General features: G+C 62.8%; 15 protein-coding genes. 5 read left to right on the top strand and 10 right to left on the bottom strand.

Going from position 1 to position 20,411, the window contains the following annotated elements; all coding sequences use genetic code 11:
• Positions 1–902 (top strand): thiamine pyrophosphate-dependent enzyme (locus MOV61_RS19175; RefSeq protein WP_247137716.1); only part of this gene is annotated, 902 nt, incomplete at its 5' end.
• A gap of 12 nt (positions 903–914) precedes the next feature.
• Here MOV61_RS19175 and MOV61_RS19170 read toward each other — a convergent pair.
• Together MOV61_RS19170 and MOV61_RS19165 are read right to left on the bottom strand one after the other, a co-directional pair.
• Complete coding sequence (locus tag MOV61_RS19170) at positions 915–2,750, bottom strand: ABC transporter ATP-binding protein (protein WP_247137715.1); 1,836 nt, start codon at positions 2,748–2,750, stop codon at positions 915–917.
• A gap of 30 nt (positions 2,751–2,780) precedes the next feature.
• Positions 2,781–3,977 carry an aminotransferase class V-fold PLP-dependent enzyme gene (locus MOV61_RS19165; RefSeq protein WP_247137714.1) on the bottom strand — a complete coding sequence of 399 codons (1,197 nt, stop codon included), beginning with the start codon at positions 3,975–3,977 and terminating at the stop codon, positions 2,781–2,783.
• 103 nt (positions 3,978–4,080) lie between these two features.
• Here MOV61_RS19165 and MOV61_RS19160 point away from each other — a divergent pair, with 103 nt between their 5' ends.
• Complete coding sequence (locus MOV61_RS19160) at positions 4,081–4,920, top strand: IclR family transcriptional regulator (RefSeq protein WP_038546070.1); 840 nt, start codon at positions 4,081–4,083, stop codon at positions 4,918–4,920.
• 10 nt (positions 4,921–4,930) lie between these two features.
• Here MOV61_RS19160 and MOV61_RS19155 read toward each other — a convergent pair whose 3' ends face one another.
• The 5 genes from MOV61_RS19155 to MOV61_RS19135 form a co-directional block, all read right to left on the bottom strand.
• On the bottom strand, positions 4,931–5,443 hold the full coding sequence (locus tag MOV61_RS19155) for a RidA family protein (protein ID WP_051899842.1): 513 nt from the start codon (positions 5,441–5,443) through the stop codon (positions 4,931–4,933).
• Positions 5,444–5,462: 19 nt separating this feature from the next.
• On the bottom strand, positions 5,463–6,671 hold the full coding sequence (locus MOV61_RS19150) for an amidohydrolase/deacetylase family metallohydrolase (protein WP_247137713.1): 1,209 nt from the start codon (positions 6,669–6,671) through the stop codon (positions 5,463–5,465).
• Positions 6,672–7,544: an ABC transporter permease gene (locus MOV61_RS19145; RefSeq protein WP_247137712.1), complete on the bottom strand. Its 873-nt coding sequence runs from the start codon at positions 7,542–7,544 to the stop codon at positions 6,672–6,674. It abuts the gene before it with no gap.
• A complete protein-coding gene (locus tag MOV61_RS19140; protein ID WP_038549714.1) occupies positions 7,544–8,485 on the bottom strand; it encodes an ABC transporter permease in 942 nt (313 codons plus the stop codon). Before MOV61_RS19140 ends, MOV61_RS19145 begins: the two co-directional genes overlap by 1 nt.
• A 239-nt stretch (positions 8,486–8,724) precedes the next feature.
• Positions 8,725–10,251, bottom strand: coding sequence for an ABC transporter substrate-binding protein (locus MOV61_RS19135; protein ID WP_247137711.1), 1,527 nt, complete (start codon positions 10,249–10,251; stop codon positions 8,725–8,727).
• 285 nt (positions 10,252–10,536) lie between these two features.
• On the opposite strand from MOV61_RS19135, the gene yghU reads away from it, so the two are divergent.
• From yghU to MOV61_RS19120, 3 genes are all read left to right on the top strand, one after another.
• Positions 10,537–11,406, top strand: coding sequence for a glutathione-dependent disulfide-bond oxidoreductase (yghU, locus tag MOV61_RS19130; RefSeq protein ID WP_247137710.1), 870 nt, complete (start codon positions 10,537–10,539; stop codon positions 11,404–11,406).
• An 83-nt stretch (positions 11,407–11,489) separates the two neighbouring features.
• Complete coding sequence (locus MOV61_RS19125) at positions 11,490–12,647, top strand: fumarylacetoacetate hydrolase family protein (RefSeq protein WP_247137709.1); 1,158 nt, start codon at positions 11,490–11,492, stop codon at positions 12,645–12,647.
• A 77-nt stretch (positions 12,648–12,724) separates the two neighbouring features.
• Positions 12,725–12,970 carry a DUF982 domain-containing protein gene (locus tag MOV61_RS19120; protein ID WP_247137708.1) on the top strand — a complete coding sequence of 82 codons (246 nt, stop codon included), beginning with the start codon at positions 12,725–12,727 and terminating at the stop codon, positions 12,968–12,970.
• A 33-nt stretch (positions 12,971–13,003) separates the two neighbouring features.
• Here the strand turns inward: MOV61_RS19120 and MOV61_RS19115 are convergent, their stop codons facing one another.
• The 3 genes from MOV61_RS19115 to MOV61_RS19105 all read right to left on the bottom strand — a co-directional run.
• Positions 13,004–16,105, bottom strand: a complete 3,102-nt coding sequence (locus tag MOV61_RS19115; protein ID WP_247137707.1) for an efflux RND transporter permease subunit — start codon at positions 16,103–16,105, stop codon at positions 13,004–13,006.
• Positions 16,102–19,221 carry an efflux RND transporter permease subunit gene (locus MOV61_RS19110; protein WP_247137706.1) on the bottom strand — a complete coding sequence of 1,040 codons (3,120 nt, stop codon included), beginning with the start codon at positions 19,219–19,221 and terminating at the stop codon, positions 16,102–16,104. The genes MOV61_RS19115 and MOV61_RS19110 overlap by 4 nt, the downstream gene beginning before the upstream one ends.
• A partial coding sequence (locus MOV61_RS19105; protein WP_247137705.1) for an efflux RND transporter periplasmic adaptor subunit occupies positions 19,218–20,411 on the bottom strand: 1,194 nt, incomplete at its 5' end. The genes MOV61_RS19110 and MOV61_RS19105, both read right to left, overlap by 4 nt.

The following is a 20,411-nucleotide window of genomic DNA, read 5'->3' as shown; positions in this document are numbered from 1 at the left end:
GCCGGATCGCTGCCGCCACCGGCGCGGCGCTCTTCTCAACGTCCTCGGGCCGTAGCGCCCGCGGCGCCGGGCGCGCGTTCGTCAGACCGGTGCCCTACAAGATCGATCTCGCGGTCGAAGCGCTCAAGGATTTCGAGGTCGCCATCTGCATCGGCGGACCACGCCCGGTCACCTTCTTTGCCTATCCCGGAAAACCGAGCACGACCCTGCCGCCCTCCTGCGAGGTCATCCAGCTCGCCGAGCACGAACACGATCTCGCCGACGTGCTGGCGACGCTTGCCGATGCCCTCGGGATCAAGCCGGATGCGGATTTCGTCCGCAACCGGTTCACGCAGGATGATATCCAGGTGGCGACCGGCGCGCTGACGCCGGATGCGATCAGCTTCGCCATCGGCCGCCGACTTCCGGAAAACGCCATCATCATCGATGAAGGCCTGACCTCCGTCGGCCAGTATCCGGTCCTGGCGCCCGGTCTCCCGCCCCACGATCACCTTCCGATTACCGGCGGCGCCATCGGTATCGGCATTCCGCTGGCTGCAGGCGCTGCGATCGGCGCGCCGGATCGCAAGGTGGTGGCGATGCAGGCCGACGGCAGCGGCATGTACACCGTGCAGGGCCTCTGGACCCAGGCCCGCGAACAGCTCGATGTGGTGACCGTCGTCTTCGCCAACAGCGCCTACCGCATCCTTCAGGGCGAAATGACCAATGTCGGCGTCAACGCCTACGGCCGCAATGCCCAGCGGATGCTCGATCTCGACGCGCCAAAACTCGACTGGTGCTCGCTCGCCAAGGGCCTCGGCGTCGAAGCCGGCCGCGCGACGACGATCGAGGAATTCGTCAAGCTCTTCGACGGCGCGCTCAGCCGCAAGGGACCGTTCCTGATCGAAGCCGTCATCGACTGATTGCCGCAGCCATTACATCGCGACCAGATGGCCCGGTGAAACCGTCTTATAGTCGAGCGGATTGACTATATAGTCGACGGAGCGGATCGGGCTCTTGAGCTCGTCGTTGGCGACCGTCCGCTTTTCGCGGCGGCGATCGGGGTCCGGTACCGGCACGGCGGCCATCAGTTTCTTCGTGTATTCGTGCTGCGGATTGCCGAACACCGAAGCGCGCGGGCCGATCTCGACGATCTCGCCGAGATACATGACCGCGACGCGGTGGCTGACCCGCTCGACCACTGCCATGTCGTGGGAGATGAACAGGAAGGCGAGGTTCAGGCTCTGCTGCAGGTCGAGCATCAGGTTGATGACCTGCGCCTTGATCGACACGTCGAGTGCCGAGACGCTTTCGTCCGCAACAATCACCTTCGGTTCGAGCGCAAGCGCCCGGGCGATGCAGATGCGCTGGCGTTGGCCGCCGGAGAATTCGTGCGGATAACGGTTCACCATGTCGGGCGTCAGCCCTACCTTGCGCAGCATGTCAGCGACGACCTCCTTCGCCTGTTTCGCCGTCCCCATCCTGTGTTCGAGATAGGGCTCGGCGATCGCCTGGCCGATCGTCATGCGGGGATTGAGCGAGGCGAACGGGTCCTGGAAGATCATCTGCACGGATTTGCGCATCTCGCGCATTTCGCGTTTGTCGAGCGCCAGCACATCCCGGCCCTCGACGACCACCGAACCGGCGTCCGGCTCGATCAGCCGCATGATGGCGCGGCCCGTCGTCGACTTGCCACAGCCGCTTTCGCCGACCAGCGACAGCGTCTCGCCGGCCTGCAGATCGAAGGAGACATTCTCGACCGCGTGCACGCGGCCGCTCACCCGGCCGAACAGGCCCGAATGGATATCGAAACGCTTGGTGAGGTTCTTCACCTCCAGAATGGGCTGCTCGTTGGCGGCAACCGTATCGGCCACTTCCACCTGGACGTCGGATTCTCCGGTCGCCGTGTTGACGACGGGAAAGCGCAGCGGTCGCTGGTACTTCTGCATCGACCCGAGCACCGGCACGGCGGCGAGCAGCGCCCGCGTATAGGGGTGTTTGCCGCGATGAAAAATGTCCGGCGTGTCGCCAGTCTCCACCTGCTCGCCGCGATACATCACGATCGTCCGGTCGGCGACTTCAGCGACGACGCCCATGTCATGGGTGATGAACAGGACCGACGTCCCCTCCTCGTCCTGCAGCAGCTTGATGAGATCGAGGATCTGGCCCTGAATCGTCACGTCGAGCGCCGTCGTCGGTTCGTCGGCGATCAGCAGCTTCGGCTTCGACGCCAAGGCCATCGCGATCATCACGCGCTGGCGCATGCCGCCGGAAAAGCGATGCGGATATTCGTCGAAGCGCGAGGCCGCAGATGGGATACGCACCTTTTCGAGCAGCCGGATGGTTTCGGCCTTCGCATCGGCCGCCGACATCGCCTTGTGGCAGAGCAGCGCCTCGGAAATCTGGTCGCCGATGGTGAAGAGCGGATTGAGGCTCGTCATCGGCTCCTGGAAGATCATCGCGACATCGTTGCCACGCACCTTGCGCATCTCATGCTCGGGAAGCGCCAGCAGGTTGCGTCCGCCGAGCATGATCTTGCCCTCGATGCGACTGGTGCCTTCCTGCAAAAGCCGCATGATCGAGAGCGAGGTGACGCTTTTGCCGGACCCGCTTTCGCCGACGATCGCCACGGTTTCGCCGGGAGCGACGGTGAAGGAAACGTCACGCACGACCGACTTCCACTCCCCGTCCATGTTGAACGAGGTCGTCAGGTTCTCCACCGAGAGGACCGGCTGAGTGGACTGGACGGCTTGTGCTTGCGAAATGGCCATGATCGTTCCCTTCCTGTCGTTGTTGTCAGTTCAGTCCGGCCAACGAAGCGCGCCGTCGAAACGGTGGCGGCTGCGTTCTTCGATCGGCGTCGCGATGATCTCGTTGGAGGCGCGCGCCTTGTCGAGCTCTTCAGTCAGGCGGGCCGCGACGATGGTTTCCTGGCCGGGGTGCAGGTTGCAGGGGTCGAGATAGAAATAATGATGCTCCACCTCGTGATCGCGGACGATGATCGGCGGGTTGCCACGGCCGAGTGCTGCGGCCAGATCCCAGGCCGTGATATGAGCTTCCGGCGCGGAGATGATCACCCGCATGCGGTCGAGCGGGTTGTTGGTCGGATCCGGCTCGATAAGCGCGGTGACGCCGGGGCGGCCGTCGAGCGTCCGTTTCCACAGATCGAGATAGCCGGTTTCGCGCTCGCGGATGCCCGCGTGGTCACGCTTCTCCCAGGCTTCCAGCGCCGCCATGACGCCGAACACGCTCTCCTTGCCGACCTTCATGCCGCGGCCGATGCCCATGTTCTGCAGGAAGGCGCTGCGCACCAGCTCCTTTTTGCCGGCAACGATGCCCGAAGTCGGCCCACCGAGGAACTTGTGTCCGGAATAAAGGACGATATCCGCACCCTGAGAAAGGAAGAGCTTGAGGTCATATTCGGAAGCCGCGTCGACGATGACCGGCACACCCTTCGCGTGGGCGATTTCGACGAATTCGACAAGGTTGAGCAGGCCGTAGTCGACGACGTGATGCGAGACGACATAGACGGCCGCAGCCGTCTTTTCGGTGATCGCATGTTCCATGTGATAACGGTGCGTCGAGGTCGCCTGGCCAATCAGCACGACCTTGCCGCCGGCGAGCCGGATCGCCTGGTCCACCGGTGCGCCATAGCTCACCACATGGCCCATCTGTACGAGCACTTCGTTCTTGTCGGGCACCGTGTCCGGCAGCTTCTCGATTGCCAGCAGGTTGTTGCCGGTGATGGCGCCAGCGACCGCGAGGCTGATACCCGAGGAGCAGGAGGCCGTGACGAAGCCCGCCTCACCGCCGGTCAACCGGGAGATGATCGCGCTTGCCTTGCGCTGCAGGTCGTTGATCTCGACGAATTGCGGCAGGATCGCAGACATCGCCGCGATCGCCTCCGGAACCACGATCGAAGCACCGAGGCTCGTCATCGTGCCGGAAACATTGATGACCGGGCGAAGACCGATCTGGGTGCGGATATCATCAGACATTGTCGTTCTCCAAAGTGACGGCCGACCGCGAATTGCCATCGACAGTTATGCCATAATAATGTAATAGATTCTCGAAATCACACGAGGAGCCCCAAGGGGGAACATCGAGTTGGACGCAAAGACTTCATCCGCAGACCTCTCCGTTGAGGCCGTTTCCGAAACGGAGACGGAAGCCAAGGGCGCGCGCCGCTCGCGCGTGAGCGGCATCGACCGCGCACTGCAGGTGATCGATTATCTCTACGAAACGGGTGCGCCGACCGGCGCCTATGCGATCGCCAAGGCGGTCAAGGCGCCGCTGTCGACCGTCTATGTGATCATTGACGATCTGGTCGAGAAGAACATGCTTGCCCGCAATGCCGACGGTTCGATCTGGCTCGGCGCCCGCCTCTATCACTACGGCCTCGCTTATGCCCGGTCGCTGGATTTCATGAGCGTCGCGACCCACGAAATGCACGACCTCTGCCGGCAGGCCGGCGAAACCGTGCAGGTCTGCGGCCGCGACGGTGATTACATGCTGGTGCTCGCCATGGCGGATGGCCCGAGCCATTACCAGGTCGCTTCGCGCGTCGGCACCCGCGTGCCGCTCAACTGGACGGCATCCGGCCGGCTTCTCGTCGGGCACTTGGCCGAGGCCGAGCGGATCGAGCTGTTCAAGCGCTGCGCCCGCACCTCGCCGACCGGCCGCGCCGAGATCGACGCCCGCACGCTGTCCGACTCGGCCGGCAAGGCGTTTGAGGAGCGGCTGTCGATCCAGGTGGCGGAGTCCGATTATGCGGTTGCCTGCATCGCCTCGCCGGTCTGCGACCGGAGCGGTGAGTGCGTCGCCACCATCTCCATCGTGCTGCCTGAACAGAAGGTCGTGTCCGACGGGAACCACTATACGGAACACGTCCGCGCTTCCGCCCAGCGGATCGAGAAGCTGATGGGTTGGCGCAACCACTGACCTTGTCTCCTCAGTCGTTCAGCGAGACGATCGCCTCGATTTCCACGGTGATGTTGCCCGGTAACGAGCCGAAACCGACGGCAGAACGGGCATGCTGTCCCGCATCCCCGAACACCGAGATAAAAAGGTCCGAGCAGCCATTGATGACGCTCGGATGATCTTCGAAATCCGGTACGGCATTGACCATGCCGAGCAGTTTCACCACCCGCTTCACCCGCGAAAGGTCGCCTAGCGCCTCGTGCATGACGGCAAGCAGGTTGATGCCGACCAGCCGCGCATGCTGATAGGCGAGATCGACGCTGACATCGGCGCCTACCTTGCCGGCATGCAGATGGCCATCCGCCTCGCGTGGCCCCTGGCCGGAGAGGTAGAGCATATTGCCTTCACGGACATGCGTGACAAAATTGGCGATCGGCGGCGGTGGCGGCGGCAGCTTGATGCCGAGCTCGATCAGCCGATCGTAAGGTGTCTGTGCCGTGGGAGCGGCCTTTGCTGAAGACGTATTCACGTCAACTCCTGTCATGCGATTTCAAGGATGCGCCTCAACGCCACGAGTAACCGTGGCTGTGGCGGACGAGCTTGCGGGCCCGCGGGATGTAGCGGCTGGCGGTGATGGCCTCGGAGCCGATGACCGCGTAACGCGGCTCGAACAGTTTCTGCAGGCGCGAGACGTCGCCGTTGGAATCGGTCGCTTCGAGATCGGCGTCGACGAGATCGAAGATCGTGAAATCGGCGCGCTCGCCAACCGACAGCCGGTTTTCCATGGCAAGCTTGATGACCGAGGCCGGGTGATGGGTGACCGCTTCGACAACCTTGTCGAACGGCATGCCAACCGACAGCAGCTTCGACATGGTGGTCGCCAGGTCCCAGACCGGGAAATTCATCGAATGGCCGTGCAGGTCGGTCGAGATCGAATATGGCAGCAGGCCGCGAGCAATCGCCGCCTCCGCCACCTTGAAAGAGAAGGAGGCGCCGCCATGGCCGATGTCGAGACGGATGCCCTCGCCGGCGCAGCGTTCGGCGAGATTGTAGAGATCCTCGTCTTCCATGATGCTCGAACCGGCCTTGCCGTTGAAGCAATGGGTAACGACGTCGCCGGGGCCCAGGATTTCCAGCACCTCGTCATAGAGCGCCGGCGGCTCGCCGACATGCACCATCATCGGCACTTTCAGGATCTTGGCGATCTTCTTGCCGAGCTTGACCGGTGTGACACCCCAGGAACCGGTGATCACATGGCTCGCCCGCACCTTGATGCCGACGATATGCTCCTTGTTTTCCGCATAACATTCGAGGATGCGGTCGAGGTCGATATCGCGGATATCACGCAATTCGGCAACACGGTTGCAGGCAACCAGGCCGATCGAGCCGAGGTTCAGGAACGCCTTGATGCGCTCCCTGGACGGCTCGATGATGTACTCGCGAAAACCGTGGAAATTGGCCTCGCCCGCAGAACCGGCGTCGACCAGCGTGGTGACGCCGCGCTCGGCGCCGCATTCCGACGGACGGAGCGAGATATCGGTGCCGCCATGCCAGATATGCACATGCAGGTCGATCCAGCCGGGCGAGATGAAGGCGCCATTGCCGTCGACCCGGATTGCGTCCGCGGGTGCTGCAAGCGACGGGCCGACGGCGGAAATCCGCCCGTCGGCGCCGACCAGGATGTCGGTCGTGCCGGAGGCCGCATTGTCGCCGAAAGCCATCGGCTTCACGTTGGTGAGGAGGAGCGGCTGGCCCGCTGTTTCACCGGTCATTTAAAGGTCCTTTCGAAGTCTTGGATCGAGCATGTCCCGCAATCCGTCGCCGACCATCTGCAGCGACAGAACGGAAAGAATGATGGCAAAGCCCGGAAAATAGGTCATCCAGTCGGCCTGACCGATATATTGGCGCCCGCTGGCAATCATCGTTCCCCAGGTGGGAATTTCCGGGCTGACGCCGAGGCCGAGGAAGGAAAGTCCGGCTTCGGCAAGCATAGCGCTGGCGAACAGGAACGTGCCCTGCACCAGGATCGGCGATATGAGGTTGCGCAGTACGTGCCGCGTCATGATGTGGAAGGTCGAGATGCCCAGCGCCTTGGCCGCCTCCACGTAAGGCAGTTCGCGGATCACCAGCGTCGAGGCCCGAACGATACGGGCAAGCCTCGGCGAATAGACGATCGACAGCGCGATGATCACCGTCACCAGCGATGGCCCGAGCGCTGCGACCAGCGCGATCGCGAGCAGGATGTCCGGAAAGGCCATCATCGCATCGATCAGCCGGGCGATCGGCGTATCGAGTTTCTGGAAGAAGCCGGCAAGCAGCCCGAGCGTCACGCCGATGATCGCCGAAAGGCTGACGACCGCAGCCCCGACAAGCAGCGACAGGCGCCCCGCAAAAATGGTGCGCGAAAAGATATCGCGGCCGAACTCGTCGGTGCCGAACCAGTAGATCTCGCTCGGCGGCTTCAGCCGGTTGACGATCGACAGTTTCGACGGCGAATAGGGCGCTATCCACGGCGCCAGAACCGCCAGCAGGACGAAGATCACGATGACGACCAGCCCGAGCGCGACCGTCTTGCGTTTCAGGAACCGGCGGAAGAACTTGGCTCCTTCGCTTGCGGCCGGCTTGGTGGTGACAATTTCCGCCATCAGTAGCGCACCCTTGGATCGACCAGCAGATAGAGCATGTCGATCGCGAAATTGATCAGGACATAGAGGGCGGCGATGACGAGCAGCGCGCCCTGGATGACGGGATAGTCACGCCGCAGCACCGCCGAGACGACCAGATTGCCGACGCCCGGCAGGCCGAACACCGTTTCTGTGACCACGGCGCCGGAAATCAGCACCGCGGCGGTGAGGCCGAGCACGGTGAGGATCGGGATCAGCGCGTTCTTCAACGCATGTTTCAGCACCACCCGCCGCTCGATCAGCCCCTTCGCGCGGGCGGTGCGAATATAATCGTCGCCGAGCACATCGAGCATGGAGGCGCGGGTAAAACGCAGGATCAGCGCCGAGGAGACGAGGCCGAGCGCGAAAGCCGGCAATGTCAGGTGATACATGCGCTCGCCGAAGCTCGCGCCCGGTCCGCCGTAACCGGAAACGGGGAAGATGTTGAGCCGCACCGCGAAGAACTGCATCAGGATGAGCCCGAGCCAGAAGCTCGGAATACTGGCAGCCAGCATCGCCACCATCATCGCAGCCTGGTCGACGAAGGATCCACGCCGATAGGCGGCATAGATGCCGATCGGCAGCGCGATGAGGCTGGCAATCGCCAGCGAGAAAATCGTCAGGAAGAAAGTCGGTTCGGCGCGGTCGAGAAGCGCTGACGTCACCGGCATGTTGAGGAAGATCGACTGGCCGAGATCGCCCTTGAGAAGCTGGCCGATATAGAAGACGTATTGAACCGCGATCGACTGATCGAGGCCGAGACGCGTGCGCAGCTGGGCGACGTCCTGGGCCGTGGCATCCGGGCCGAGCATGACCGCGGCCGGATCGCCAGGCGTCACGCGAACGATCACGAAGACGATCGTGACGACGAGGAACATCACCACGATCATGCCGGCAAGACGTTGGAGAATGTAGCGTATCATGCGGGCATGGCCCTGTTTGCTGCGTTCTGTTGAAGAAGGTAAGCGGCGGCAAGAACCTCTCCCTCATTCCTGTGCTTGTCACAGGAATCCAGCGCACCCAAGTCTTTGGGCGCAAAAGACTCTTTGAAGGAATTGAAGTCTCTCACGGCGCAGACGCGCCGTGGCTGGATCCCTGTGACAAGCACAGGGATGAGGGAGTATGGGTTTGCCGCCGCGATCATTGTTACCGGCCCACTATATTACTTCTTGATCGAGGCGTTCCAGAAATAGGGCCACGGAGCCGGATCGACGCCCTGAAGCTTGGTCGAGATCGCAGAGACCGCGTTGAAATCACCGATCTTCATGAAAGGCGCTTCGTCATACAGGGCCTTCTGGACATTGGCCCAGAGCTCGACACGCTTCTTCGGATCCGACTCTGCCGAGAAAGCATCCACGGCCGCCTTTCTGGCAGGCGTATCCCACCAGCCCGGCGAAGTCGGCGCCAGCGAACCGATCAATGCCGGCTCCGGCAGGAAGGGGCTGTGGGTGATGTAGATGTCCCAGAGTGCCTTGTCGGTGCGGCGCTGGGTGAGCGTCGCCCAGTCGACCACCTGCATGTCGACGGTAAAGCCGGCAAGCTTCAGATATTCGGCAGCAACCTGCGCCATCTTGTAGTGGAACTCGTATTGGCGGCTGGTCAGGATACGGATCGGCTTGCCGTCATAACCTGCGGCCTTCGCGGCCTTGGCAGCACCTTCCGGATCGGCGACGTTGTAATTGCCCTTCACGCCGGCGTCCGTGCTCCAGGTGAAGGAGGCCGGATAGATGTTGCCGTCGAGGGCGTAGAAGTCCTTGCTGCCGAAGGCGGCGGCAAGCATGTCTTCCATGCTGAGCGCCTGGCGGATCGCCTTGCGGACGCCAAGGCTCTTGGCAGCACCTTCGGCTGTATTGAAGACGAAGACCGGATAACCGAACGGCTTCAGGAGCAGCGGCTGAGTGGCCTTCGAGGCCTTCACTTTGTCGAAGGATTCGACTGGCAGCGAGTCGATATAGTCGTACTGGCCGGAAACGGCGGCTTCAACGCGCGTGTTCGGGTCCGGAACCGGCACGAAACGGATCTCGTCCAGATACTGGTGGCGGGCGCCGCCATAACCGTCGCTCTCGCCCGAACGCGGCTTATAGTCCTTGAAGCGGACGAGCTGGATATACTGGTCAGCCTTGCGCTCCTTCAGCATATAAGGCCCGGTACCGATGAAATCGGTCATCGTATCGGCCTGCTTCTCCGACGGGATGATGATCGCGGCGGAGTTGTTGAAGGCGAGCAACGAGACAAGCGGCGCATACGGCTGCTTCAGCTTGATCGTCACGGTCGTCGGGTCGGCGGCGGAAATGGTGTCGATGAAGCCGACGGCCTGCTTGCCCCGAGAGGCGAGCTTGGTCCAGCGGGTCAGCGAGGCGACCACGTCTTCCGAGGTCATGTCGCTGCCGTCGTGGAACTTGATGCCGGTGCGCAGTTTGATCGTATAGGTCTTGCCGTCGGCGCTGACCTCCGGAAGGCTTTCCGCCAGAAGCGGCGTGACGTCCCACTTCTTGTTGAATGTGTAGAGCGTCTCGAAAATGTGCTGGGTGACGATACCCACGAGGTCGGCCGTCGACGTCATCGGATCGAGTGTCGGCGGCTCGCCGATGGTGGCGACGTTGACGACGCCGCCCTTCTCCTGCGCCATCAGAAATGACGGCGTGGCGACGAGCGCGGTTGCAACCAGGAATGCAAGCTTTAATCTCATGGCAGTCTCCCGTTTTTGTTCCACAATTATGTTATATAAGCTTTTATAACAGAATATAGAACGCAGCCAGCCTGTCAATGGGCGCGCGGGAACATGCGCTGGTCCTATGCAAATTGCCGGGTTGAAATGATGGATACCGCCTGCAGCGGCCCTCAATGTTACGTGAAGTCGCTGACAGCCCTTCACAAAATTTCGCGCTCTCTGTTACGTGGGGGCTGGACGAACGTGTCTTCGACGGCGAAAGCAGATAGCCTTCGCGTCCTCTACAAATGCTAGGAGCCAGAAGTGACCGATTCCAATTACACTCCGCCGAAAGTATGGACCTGGGACAAATCCAATGGAGGCCAGTTCGCGAGCATCAATCGCCCGATCGCCGGCCCGACCCATGAAAAAGAATTGCCGGTCGGACGTCACCCCCTCCAACTCTATTCGCTGGCGACGCCGAACGGCCAGAAGATCACGATCATGCTGGAAGAATTGCTGGCACTCGGGCATTCCGGCGCCGAATACGACGCCTGGCTGATCAAGATCGGCGACGGAGACCAGTTCGGCTCCGGCTTTGTCGAGGTCAATCCCAATTCCAAGATCCCGGCGCTGATGGACCGGTCCGGGCCTCAGCCGATCAGGGTCTTCGAGTCGGGCGCCATCCTCGTCTATCTCGCGGAGAAATTCGGCGCCTTCCTGCCGACCGAGCCTGCCAAGCGCGCCGAATGCCTGTCCTGGCTGTTCTGGCAGATGGGCAGCGCGCCCTATCTCGGCGGCGGCTTCGGGCACTTCTATGCCTACGCCCCGACCAAGATCGAATACGCGATCGACCGCTTCGCGATGGAAACCAAGCGCCAGCTCGATGTGCTCGACCGGCGGCTTGCCGAAAGCGAATATATCGCAGGCAGCGCTTACACGATCGCCGACATGGCGATCTGGCCCTGGTACGGCGGCCTCGCGAAGGGCTGGCAGTATGGTGCCGGCGAATTCCTTTCGGTCCAGGACTACACCCACGTCCAGCGTTGGGCCGACGCTATTCTGGATCGCCCCGCCGTCAAGCGCGGTCGAATGGTCAATCGCCTCAGCGGCGACCCGTCTGGCCAGCTTCACGAGCGCCATGACGCCAGCGACTTCGAGACCAAAACCCAGGACAAACTGGCCGCGAGCTGAAAACAGCCCTTCGAACCAGATGGACAAAACGAGATGGATGTGGCCCATTCGGGCCACATCGTCTGGGAGGCATATTTTTAAAAATGACCGACAATCTTATCGACACTTCCACGAACGGCCTTTTCCTCGGCCGGGTCTGGAATCCCGCTGCTTCGGGCCCCAGCCTCGTCACGCTGCGTGACGGTGCCCTGGTCGACATCACCTGTAAGGAGACGCCGACCGTCAGCGCGCTTCTGGAGCGCGCAGATGCTGCGGATTTCGTCCGCAACGCGACCGGCCCGGTCCTCGGCACCCTGGAAGACATTGCCAAAAACAGCACGGGCCGGCCCGACCTGTCGCGTCCCCATCTTCTGGCACCCGCCGACCTGCAGGCGATCAAGGCCTGCGGCGTCACCTTCGCGCAGTCGATGATCGAGCGGGTCATCGAGGAAAAAGCGGCCGGCAATCCCGACAGGGCGGCAGCGATCCGCGAGACGGTCAGCACGATCATCGGCGGCAGCCTCAAGGACCTGAAGGCCGGTTCGCCGCAATCCGCGAAGGTCAAGGAAGCCCTGATCCGGGAAGGCATGTGGTCGCAATATCTCGAAGTCGGGATCGGGCCGGATGCGGAGGTCTTTACGAAGGCACCGGTGCTTTCCTCGATGGGGTGGGGAGCGGATGTCGGTCTGCACCCGGTATCGACCTGGAACAATCCGGAGCCGGAAATCGTGCTCGCGGTCAACAGCCGCGGCGAAATCAAGGGCGCGACGCTCGGCAACGACGTCAACCTGCGCGATGTCGAAGGGCGCTCGGCGCTTCTGCTCGGCAAGGCGAAGGACAATAACGCCTCCTGCTCGATCGGACCTTTCATCCGCCTCCTCGAGGAAAGTTATGGACTGGACGACGTCCGCAATGCCGAACTCGACCTGCGGGTTACTGGCCCGGATGGTTATATCCTCAACGGCAAGAGCTCCATGTCGAAGATCAGCCGCGACCCGCTCGAACTCGTGAAACACACCTGCGGTGATCACCATCAATATCCCGACGGCTTTATGCTGTTCCTCGGCACGTTGTTTGCGCCGACCGAGGATCGCGATGTTCCGAACCAGGGTTTTACCCACAAGATCGGCGACATCGTCGATATCTCGTCCCCGGCCCTCGGCACGCTGCGCAACACGGTGCGCCTCTCCACCGAATGCCCACCGTGGAGCTTCGGCATTTCGGCGCTGATGAAGAATCTCGCCGCGCGAGGATTGCTCTAAACGGAGCGGCCTCGTCTCGCCACGGCCGTCAAGTCGGCCTATGAGACCGGCACAGACCAAACGGGACGCTTAAGAGAATGAACACGCCTTGGAACAAGCCGGTCGTCATATCGATCGGCGAACCGCCGGCCGAGACCGCGATCGAGACGACGCAGGGTGCTGCCTGGGCGATGATCGAGGACTGGCCGGTGGAGGACGGCACGGCCCTCGACCGGGCTCTCGCCGTCTGCGCCGCGGTGGATGCCGGAAAGAGCAAGCCGGAAGACGCCAGGAAGGCCTTTGTCGAGGCCGCGAAGGAAGCGCATATCCTGGTCCGCGCTTAAGCTTTCTACCTGCGACGATGCACGCCCTCCCGACTACCGAACCGGATCGGCCGCTCCTTCGCCGGAAACAAGTGCCCGGCGGTTCGATCGCCGGTTATGCAGTTTTGCGAGGATCAGGTAGATGATCGGCGTCGTGTAGAGGGTGAGGATCTGCGAGATGAACAGCCCGCCGACGATGGTGATGCCGAGCGGACGCCTCAGCTCCGAACCCGGCCCGGTGGCGATGATCAACGGAACGGCGCCCATGATCGCCGCAAGCGTCGTCATCAGGATCGGCCGGAAACGCTGCAGGCACGCCTGGAAGATCGCCTCTTCCGAAGGTAGCCCGCGCTGGCGCTCCGCCTGGAGCGCAAAGTCCACCAGCATGATGCCGTTCTTCTTGACGATGCCGATCAGCAGAACGATGCCGATGAAGGCGATGATCGTCAGCTCCGTGCCGCTGATCATCAAGGCAAGCAACGCTCCAAGCCCTGCTGACGGCAGCGTCGATATGATCGTCAGCGGATGCGCGAGGCTCTCGTAGAGAATGCCGAGCACGATATAGACAGTCAGGATGGCGGCGACAATCAACAGCGGCTGATTATTCGACGAGCTGCCGGCCCCGGCATCTCCGGCAAACTCGGCATGCAGCGTGTCCGGAACGTGCAATTCGCCGACCGCATGCAGCACCGCATCGTTGGCATCCTGCAGCGTGCCCCCCAGCTTGACGTTGTAGGACATCGTCACCGAGGGAAACTGGCCCTGATGATTGACGACGAGCGGCGCGAGCGTACGCTCGATCGAGGTGACGCTTGAGATCGGCACCAGCTTCCCGCCCGCCGCCGGCACGTAGAGCCCGGAGATATCGGATGGGTCGCGCGCAAAGCGCGGGTCTGCCTCCAGCACGACCCGATATTGATTGCGTTGCGTATAGATCGTCGAGACCTGCCGCTGGGCAAAGGCGCTGTTCAGTGCATTGTCGATCGACTGGATGCTGACCCCAAGGCGCGCGGCCTCGTCTCGATTGATATTGACAGTCGCCTGCAGCCCGTTCGGCTGGCGGTCCGAATTGACGTCCGTGAGGATCGGCTCCTTGCGCAGCGCTTCGAGAACCTTGGGCGCCCAGGTTGTCAGCTCGTTGAAGTCCTCGTCCCAGAGCGTGAACTGGAACGGCGACGGTGTCGAACGGGCGCCGATGCGGATATCGGACGGCGAAAACAGATAGGAACTGAGCCCCGGAATGGTCGCCAGTTCCTTTCGTATCCGCTCGATCACCTCCGCGGTCGACGCCCGCTCCGAGGGTGGCTTCAGCGCGATCGTCAGCTGGCCCCGATTGACCGAACCGAAAAAGCCGCCGCCGGCCGAAGAACCAATCCCTGAGACCGCCGCGTCCCGGCCCGCGATCTCGGCCGCGCGGCGTTGCAGGGCGACCATGGCCGGATAGGATATGTCGGTCGAGGCCTCCGTGCCGCCCTGGATGAAACCGGTATCGTCCTGCGGGATGAAACCCTTCGGGATCTTCACATAGAGATAGGCGGTCAAACCGACACAGGCGAGGATGACGATGACGGCCGCCGCCTGATGGTGGAGCACGGCTTTGAGCGTACGGCCATAAAAGCCGATAACCACTCCCAGCATTCCCGCACGTTCCCTATCCCCCGTATGAGTACGCTTCTCATGCGCACGCAGGCGATGTGCGCAGATCATCGGCGTCAGCGTCAGCGAAACCGCCGTAGAGATGACGATCGCAAAACCGAGCGTCAGCGAAAAGCTCTGGAAGAATTTGCCGATGATGCCGCCGAGGAAGAACATCGGTATGAAGGCGGCGAGCAACGAGGCGCTGATCGAGATGACCGTGAAGCCGATCTGCCGTGCCCCCTCCGTCGCCGCTTGCATCGGCTTCATGCCGGCTTCGAGATTGGCATAGATATTCTCGATCATCACGATCGCATCGTCGACCACGAAACCGACCGACACCGCCAGCGCCATCAGCGACAGGTTGTCGAGCGAAAGGCCGCAGGCCCACATCGCCGCAAACGTACCGGCAAGCGACAGCGGCACGGTGACGCCCGCCGCAACCGTCGGCGTCGCGCGGCGCAGGAACAGGAAGACCACCATCATGACAAGCACGACGGTGATCAGCAGTGTCCACTGCATGTCGTCGACGCTGGCATGAATGGTCGTGGTGCGATCAGCGAGGATGGCGATCTCGACGCCCGCCGGCATCAGTGCCTGGAGTTCCGGGATCAGCGCCTTCACCGCATCCACCGTCTTGATGACGTTGGCGTCGGTCCCCTTGGTGATGTTGAGCAGCACTGCCGGCTTGCCGTTGTACCAGGCATCCGAACGCCGGTTGCGCACGCCCGGCTCGACGATGGCGATGTCCGACAGGCGCGTGGCGACGCCGTTATTGCTGCGGATGACGATCCGGCCATATTCTTCCGGCGTCCGCAGCTGATTGTTCATGCCGATCGAAAAGGCGAGATCGCCGCCGTTGATCGAGCCGATCGGCCCCAATGTGGCGGCGCTGACGATGGCTGTGCGGACCGCATCGAGCGACAGGCCGATCGCCGCAAGCCGGCTGGGATCGAGCCGCACCCGGATCGCCGGCTGGTCGGCACCGCTGACGCTGACGTCCCCCACCCCCTCCACCTGCGAAATGCGCTGCACGACCAAGGTATCGGCAGCATCGTAGATCGCGCTCGGCGCGACATTGTCGGATGTCAGCGCAAGGCTGAGGATCGGCGCCGCGGCGGGATTGACCTTGCGGAACGACGGCAGCGACGGGAGATCCGACGGCAGGTCGACCGCCGCAGCATTGAGCGCCGCCTGCACATCCTGCGCCGCCCCGTCGATGGTTCGCGCGATATCGAACTGGATCGTGATGTTGGTCGAACCCAGCGCGCTGGACGAGGTCAGTTCGGTAACACCCGCAATCGCACCCAGATGCCGTTCCAATGGAGCAGCGACGCTCGCCGCCATGCTGGAGGGATCGGCGCCCGGCCGGCTCGCCGTCACCCGGATGGTCGGTAGATCGACCGAGGGAAGATTGGAGACCGGCAGGAAACGGTAGGCGGCAATGCCCATGATCATCAGCCCGATTGCCAGAAGCGTCGTGCCGACCGGCCTGCGGATGAAGGTCTCCGAGAGGTTCACGGTGGCCCTCCGAGCTCGCTTTCCGCCGGCAAAGGCGATTGTCCCGTCGTCCGGCCGACGATGCGGCTGCGCAGGGTCTCGAATGCCAGGTAGATGACCGGTGTCGTATAGAGCGTCAGAAGCTGGCTGAGGAGCAGGCCGCCGATAATGCTGATGCCGAGCGGGATGCGCAGTTCGGAGCCCGTTCCTTCCGCCATCGCCAGCGGCAGCGCGCCGAAGAGCGCGGCAAGCGTCGTCATCATGATCGGGCGGAAACGCAGGATTGACGCTTTCAGGATCGCCTCGCGGGGAGACAGCCCCTCGACGCGCTCAGCCTCGAGCGCGAAATCGATCATCATGATCGCGTTCTTCTTGACGATGCCCATCAGGAGCACGATGCCGATCAACGCGATCAGCGACAGATCCTGGCCGAACAGCATCAGGGCCAGAAGTGCGCCGACGCCGGCGGACGGCAGGGTCGACAGGATGGTGATCGGGTGAATGGCGCTTTCATACAGCAGCCCGAGAACGATGTAGATGGTGACGATCGCGGCGAGGATCAGCCAGGGCTCTCCGGCCAGCGAATTGGCAAACTCCTCCGCATCGCCGAAATAGTCCCGCTGGATCGACGCCGGAACGCCAATCTCCTCTTCCGCCGCCTTGATGGCGCTGACGGCCTCGCTGAGCGACGCGCCTGGAGCAAGATCGAAGCTGATCGTCACCGACGGGAACTGTTCGTTGTGGCTGATGACGAGCGGCGCCGCCGTAAACGACGTCTTGGCGAAGGCCCCGAGCGGGATCTGCGTATTCGAGGCTCCGGACACATAAAGCCGTTCGAGCGATTTCGGATCGGACTGATATTGCGGCGCCGCCTCCAGGATGACGCGGTACTGGTTCGACTGCGCATAGATCGTGGTGATCTGGCGCTGGCCGAACGCGTCGTTGAGTGTGTCGCTGATCGCCTGCATCGAGACGCCGAGACGGGATGCCGTCTCGCGATCGATATCGAGCAGCAGGCGCCCTCCCCCCATCTCGACTTCGGACGAGACGTCCACCAGTTCCGGAAGCTGCTCCAGCCTCGTCGCCAGCCGGTCCGCCCAATCCGCCACGCTCGCCGCCGTGGCACCGGTCAGGATATATTGATAAGGCGCACGGCTGACGCGGGTGCTGATGCTGATATCCCGCACCCCCTGGAAGGTGACGCGGACGCCGGGCAATTGCGATACCTCCCGCCTCAACCGGTCGATGACCTCCGGCACGGAAGAGGTCCGCTCGCTTCGCGGCTTGAGCACGAGGCTCAGCGTGCCGGTGTTGAGCGTCAGGTTGTTCGCACTCGCGCCGACCACGGAGACGATGCCGGTGACGTCTTTATCCTGCCGCAGCCTGTCGGTGACGACCGCCTGGGTCCGTTTCATCGCGTCGAAGGATGTCGTCGGCTCCGTCTCGATGACGGCCGTGATCAGGCCCGTATCCTGGGGCGGCAGAAAACCCTTGGGAATGAAGACGTACAGCGCAAGCGTGGCCGCCAGCGTTGCGACGGTCAAGATCAGCATCAGCGCGCTGCGGTCGACCACCCAGACCAGGCTTCGGTGATAGCCTGCAATAACCCGCTCCATGACACGATCAGCGCCGGCAAGCACCCCGCGCCGCCCTTCGGCCGGCTTGCGCAAAATGCGGGCGCACATCATCGGTGTCAGCGTCAGCGAGATTACCGCCGAGACGACGACGGCGATCGTCAGCGTCAGGGCGAATTCGCGGAACATCCGGCCGACGATACCGGACATGAACAGCAGCGGGATGAACACGGCAATCAGCGAGACGGTCAGCGAGATGATCGTGAAGCCGATCTCTCCAGCCCCTTTCAGGGCCGCCTGCATCGGGTTTTCGCCCTCCTCAATATGACGGGCGATGTTTTCGATCATCACGATCGCATCGTCGACCACGAACCCCGTACCGATCGTCAGGGCCATCAGCGACAGGTTGTCGAGACTGAAGCCGGCAAACCACATCACCCCGAAAGTCGCGACCAGCGACAGCGGCAGCGCGACCGCCGCGATGATGGTCGCGGTCAGCGTTCGCAGGAACAGGAAGACGACGAGAATGACGAGGCCGATACTGACCCCAAGCGTCCATTGCACGTCATGGATCGAAGCCCGGATCGTTTCCGTCCGGTCATTGACGATATCGAGCGAAATACCCGCCGGCAGCACTTCCCTGAGCCGCGGCACCTGCCTCAGAATGCTGGCGACCGTATCGATGACATTGGCGCCCGGCTGCCTCATGACATCGAGGATGACCGCCGGCTCGCCCTGATACCAGGCGCCGACGCGGGTATTCTCTAGGCCTTGAACGATATCGGCGACATCCTTCAGCCGCACCGGCGCATTGTTCCGGTAGGCGACGACGACATTGCCGTAAATCTCCGGATCGATGATCTGATCGTTGGCGGCAAGCGTGAAGGATTGATGCGTGCCGTCGAGCGCACCCTTGGCGCCGGCGACGCTGGCGCTGGAGATCGCGGTTCGGAGATCTTCGAGGCCGATACCATAGGCGGCCAGGCGCGGAATATCGGCCTGGACGCGGATCGCCGGCCGCACCCCGCCCTGGATCGAGACGTTTCCGACGCCGGAAACCTGCGCAAGCCGCTGCGCCAGGAGCGTATCGGCGAAATCGCTGAGGTCTCGGATCGGGTAGCTGGTCGAACGCAAGGCGAGCGTGATGATCGGCGTATCGGCCGGGTTCACCTTGGCATAGGTCGGCGGATAGGGCAGGTTGCGCGGCAGGCCCGAGCCGGCGGCATTGATGGCCGACTGGACGTCCTGCGCGGCGCCGTCGATATCCCGGCCCAGCGCGAATTGCAGCGTCACCTGACTGATGCCGAAGGCGCTCGACGAGGTCATCGAGGTCAGCGACGGGATCTGGCCGAGAGGGCGTTCAAGCGGTGCAGTCACCAGCGCCGCCATCGTCTCCGGATCGGCACCCGGCAACTGCGTCGTCACCCGGATCGTCGGAAAATCCACCTGCGGCAGCGGCGCGACGGGAAGATTGATATAGCCGAGAATGCCGCCCAGCAGCACGGCGACGCCGAGCAGCGAAGTCGCGATCGGGCGTTTGATGAACAGCGTCGACGTGTTCATTGTTTTGCTTCGGGTAATGCGACCGGCGCAGCACTCGCGGCTTCGGGCCCGCCTGTCTTCTGAGGTCGGCGGTTTGGTCTGCGTTCCTCATTGGGATTACCGGGGGGATTACCGGGCGTTGCTGCCGGTGGCTGCGAGGCGGCAACCTCCACATGTTCCCCGTCCCTCAGGCGTGAAAAGCCGGTGGTCACCACCTTGTCACCGTCCGCCACACCCTCGGCAATGACGGTTTGCACATCGTCTTGCTGGCCCAGTTTGACCATTCTCATGCCGACCGTCTGGTCGGGCTTCAAGAGATAGACGAAGGTGCCGTTGGGTCCTCGCTGGACGGCGGCCGTCGGCACGACGATCACGCCTTTCAACGTCTCGACGAGAAGGCGGGCATTAACGAAGGCGCCGGGCCAGAGCGCCAGCTTGTCGTTCGGGAAGTTGGCCTTGATCCTGACCGTTCCCGTGGTCGCGTCCACCTGGTTGTCCACCGCCGCAAGCACGCCGTTGTCGATCACGCTCTTGCCGTCGCCGGCAATCGCCTCGACCGAAAGCTGCCCACCGCCGCTCGCCGCATTGACCTTCGCAAGCTGCTGCTGCGGAATCGAAAACACCACCGAGATCGGCCTGATCTGCGACAGCGTGACGATACCTGCCGCATCGGAAGAACTGACGATATTGCCGACATCGACATTGCGGATGCCAGTGCGGCCGTCGATCGGCGCCCGAATCGTCGTATAGTCGAGCGAAGCCTGGGCGCTGGCGATCGCCGCATCGTCGGACTGGACGGCCGCCCGGTACTGCTCGACCTGTGAGCGCGCCGTATCGACCTGCTGCTGCGTGCCCGAGCTCGACTGAACCAGTTTCAGGGACCGGTCCAGAGCAAGTTCGGCATTCTGCAGCAGCGCTTGGTCCTGCGCCTTCTTGCCGATCGCCTGGTCGAGCTGCGCGCGATAGACCGCATCGTCGATCCGCACCAGGACATCGCCCTTCCTGACGTCCTGCCCCTCGTCGAAATGCAGTTCAGCCAGCTTGCCGCTGACCTGCGGGCGAATGGTGACCGTGCTCAACGGCCGGACCGAGCCGACGCCATCGATGAACACCGGCACGTCACTCGCCTTGGCATCGGCCACCAGCACCGGAACCGGTTCCGATTGGCCCGTTTGACGACCCGGGCGCCGGCGCCCGCCGGCAGGTCGTCC

The organism is Neorhizobium sp. BETTINA12A, assembly GCF_023006485.1.
Taxonomy (GTDB): domain Bacteria; phylum Pseudomonadota; class Alphaproteobacteria; order Rhizobiales; family Rhizobiaceae; genus Neorhizobium.
The sequence above is the reverse complement of the archived record's forward strand: the minus strand, read 5'-3'. Positions and strand labels throughout refer to the sequence as shown.

Coding starts and splice junctions, on each gene's coding strand:
- MOV61_RS19170 (WP_247137715.1), bottom strand. CDS start 2,750: ATGGCCATTTCGCAAGCACAAGCCGTCCAGTCCACTCAGCCGGTCCTC.
- MOV61_RS19165 (WP_247137714.1), bottom strand. CDS start 3,977: ATGTCTGATGATATCCGCACCCAGATCGGTCTTCGCCCGGTCATCAAT.
- MOV61_RS19155 (WP_051899842.1), bottom strand. CDS start 5,443: ATGACAGGAGTTGACGTGAATACGTCTTCAGCAAAGGCCGCTCCCACG.
- MOV61_RS19150 (WP_247137713.1), bottom strand. CDS start 6,671: ATGACCGGTGAAACAGCGGGCCAGCCGCTCCTCCTCACCAACGTGAAG.
- MOV61_RS19145 (WP_247137712.1), bottom strand. CDS start 7,544: ATGGCGGAAATTGTCACCACCAAGCCGGCCGCAAGCGAAGGAGCCAAG.
- MOV61_RS19140 (WP_038549714.1), bottom strand. CDS start 8,485: ATGATACGCTACATTCTCCAACGTCTTGCCGGCATGATCGTGGTGATG.
- MOV61_RS19135 (WP_247137711.1), bottom strand. CDS start 10,251: ATGAGATTAAAGCTTGCATTCCTGGTTGCAACCGCGCTCGTCGCCACG.
- MOV61_RS19125 (WP_247137709.1), top strand. CDS start 11,490: ATGACCGACAATCTTATCGACACTTCCACGAACGGCCTTTTCCTCGGC.
- MOV61_RS19120 (WP_247137708.1), top strand. CDS start 12,725: ATGAACACGCCTTGGAACAAGCCGGTCGTCATATCGATCGGCGAACCG.
- MOV61_RS19110 (WP_247137706.1), bottom strand. CDS start 19,221: ATGAACACGTCGACGCTGTTCATCAAACGCCCGATCGCGACTTCGCTG.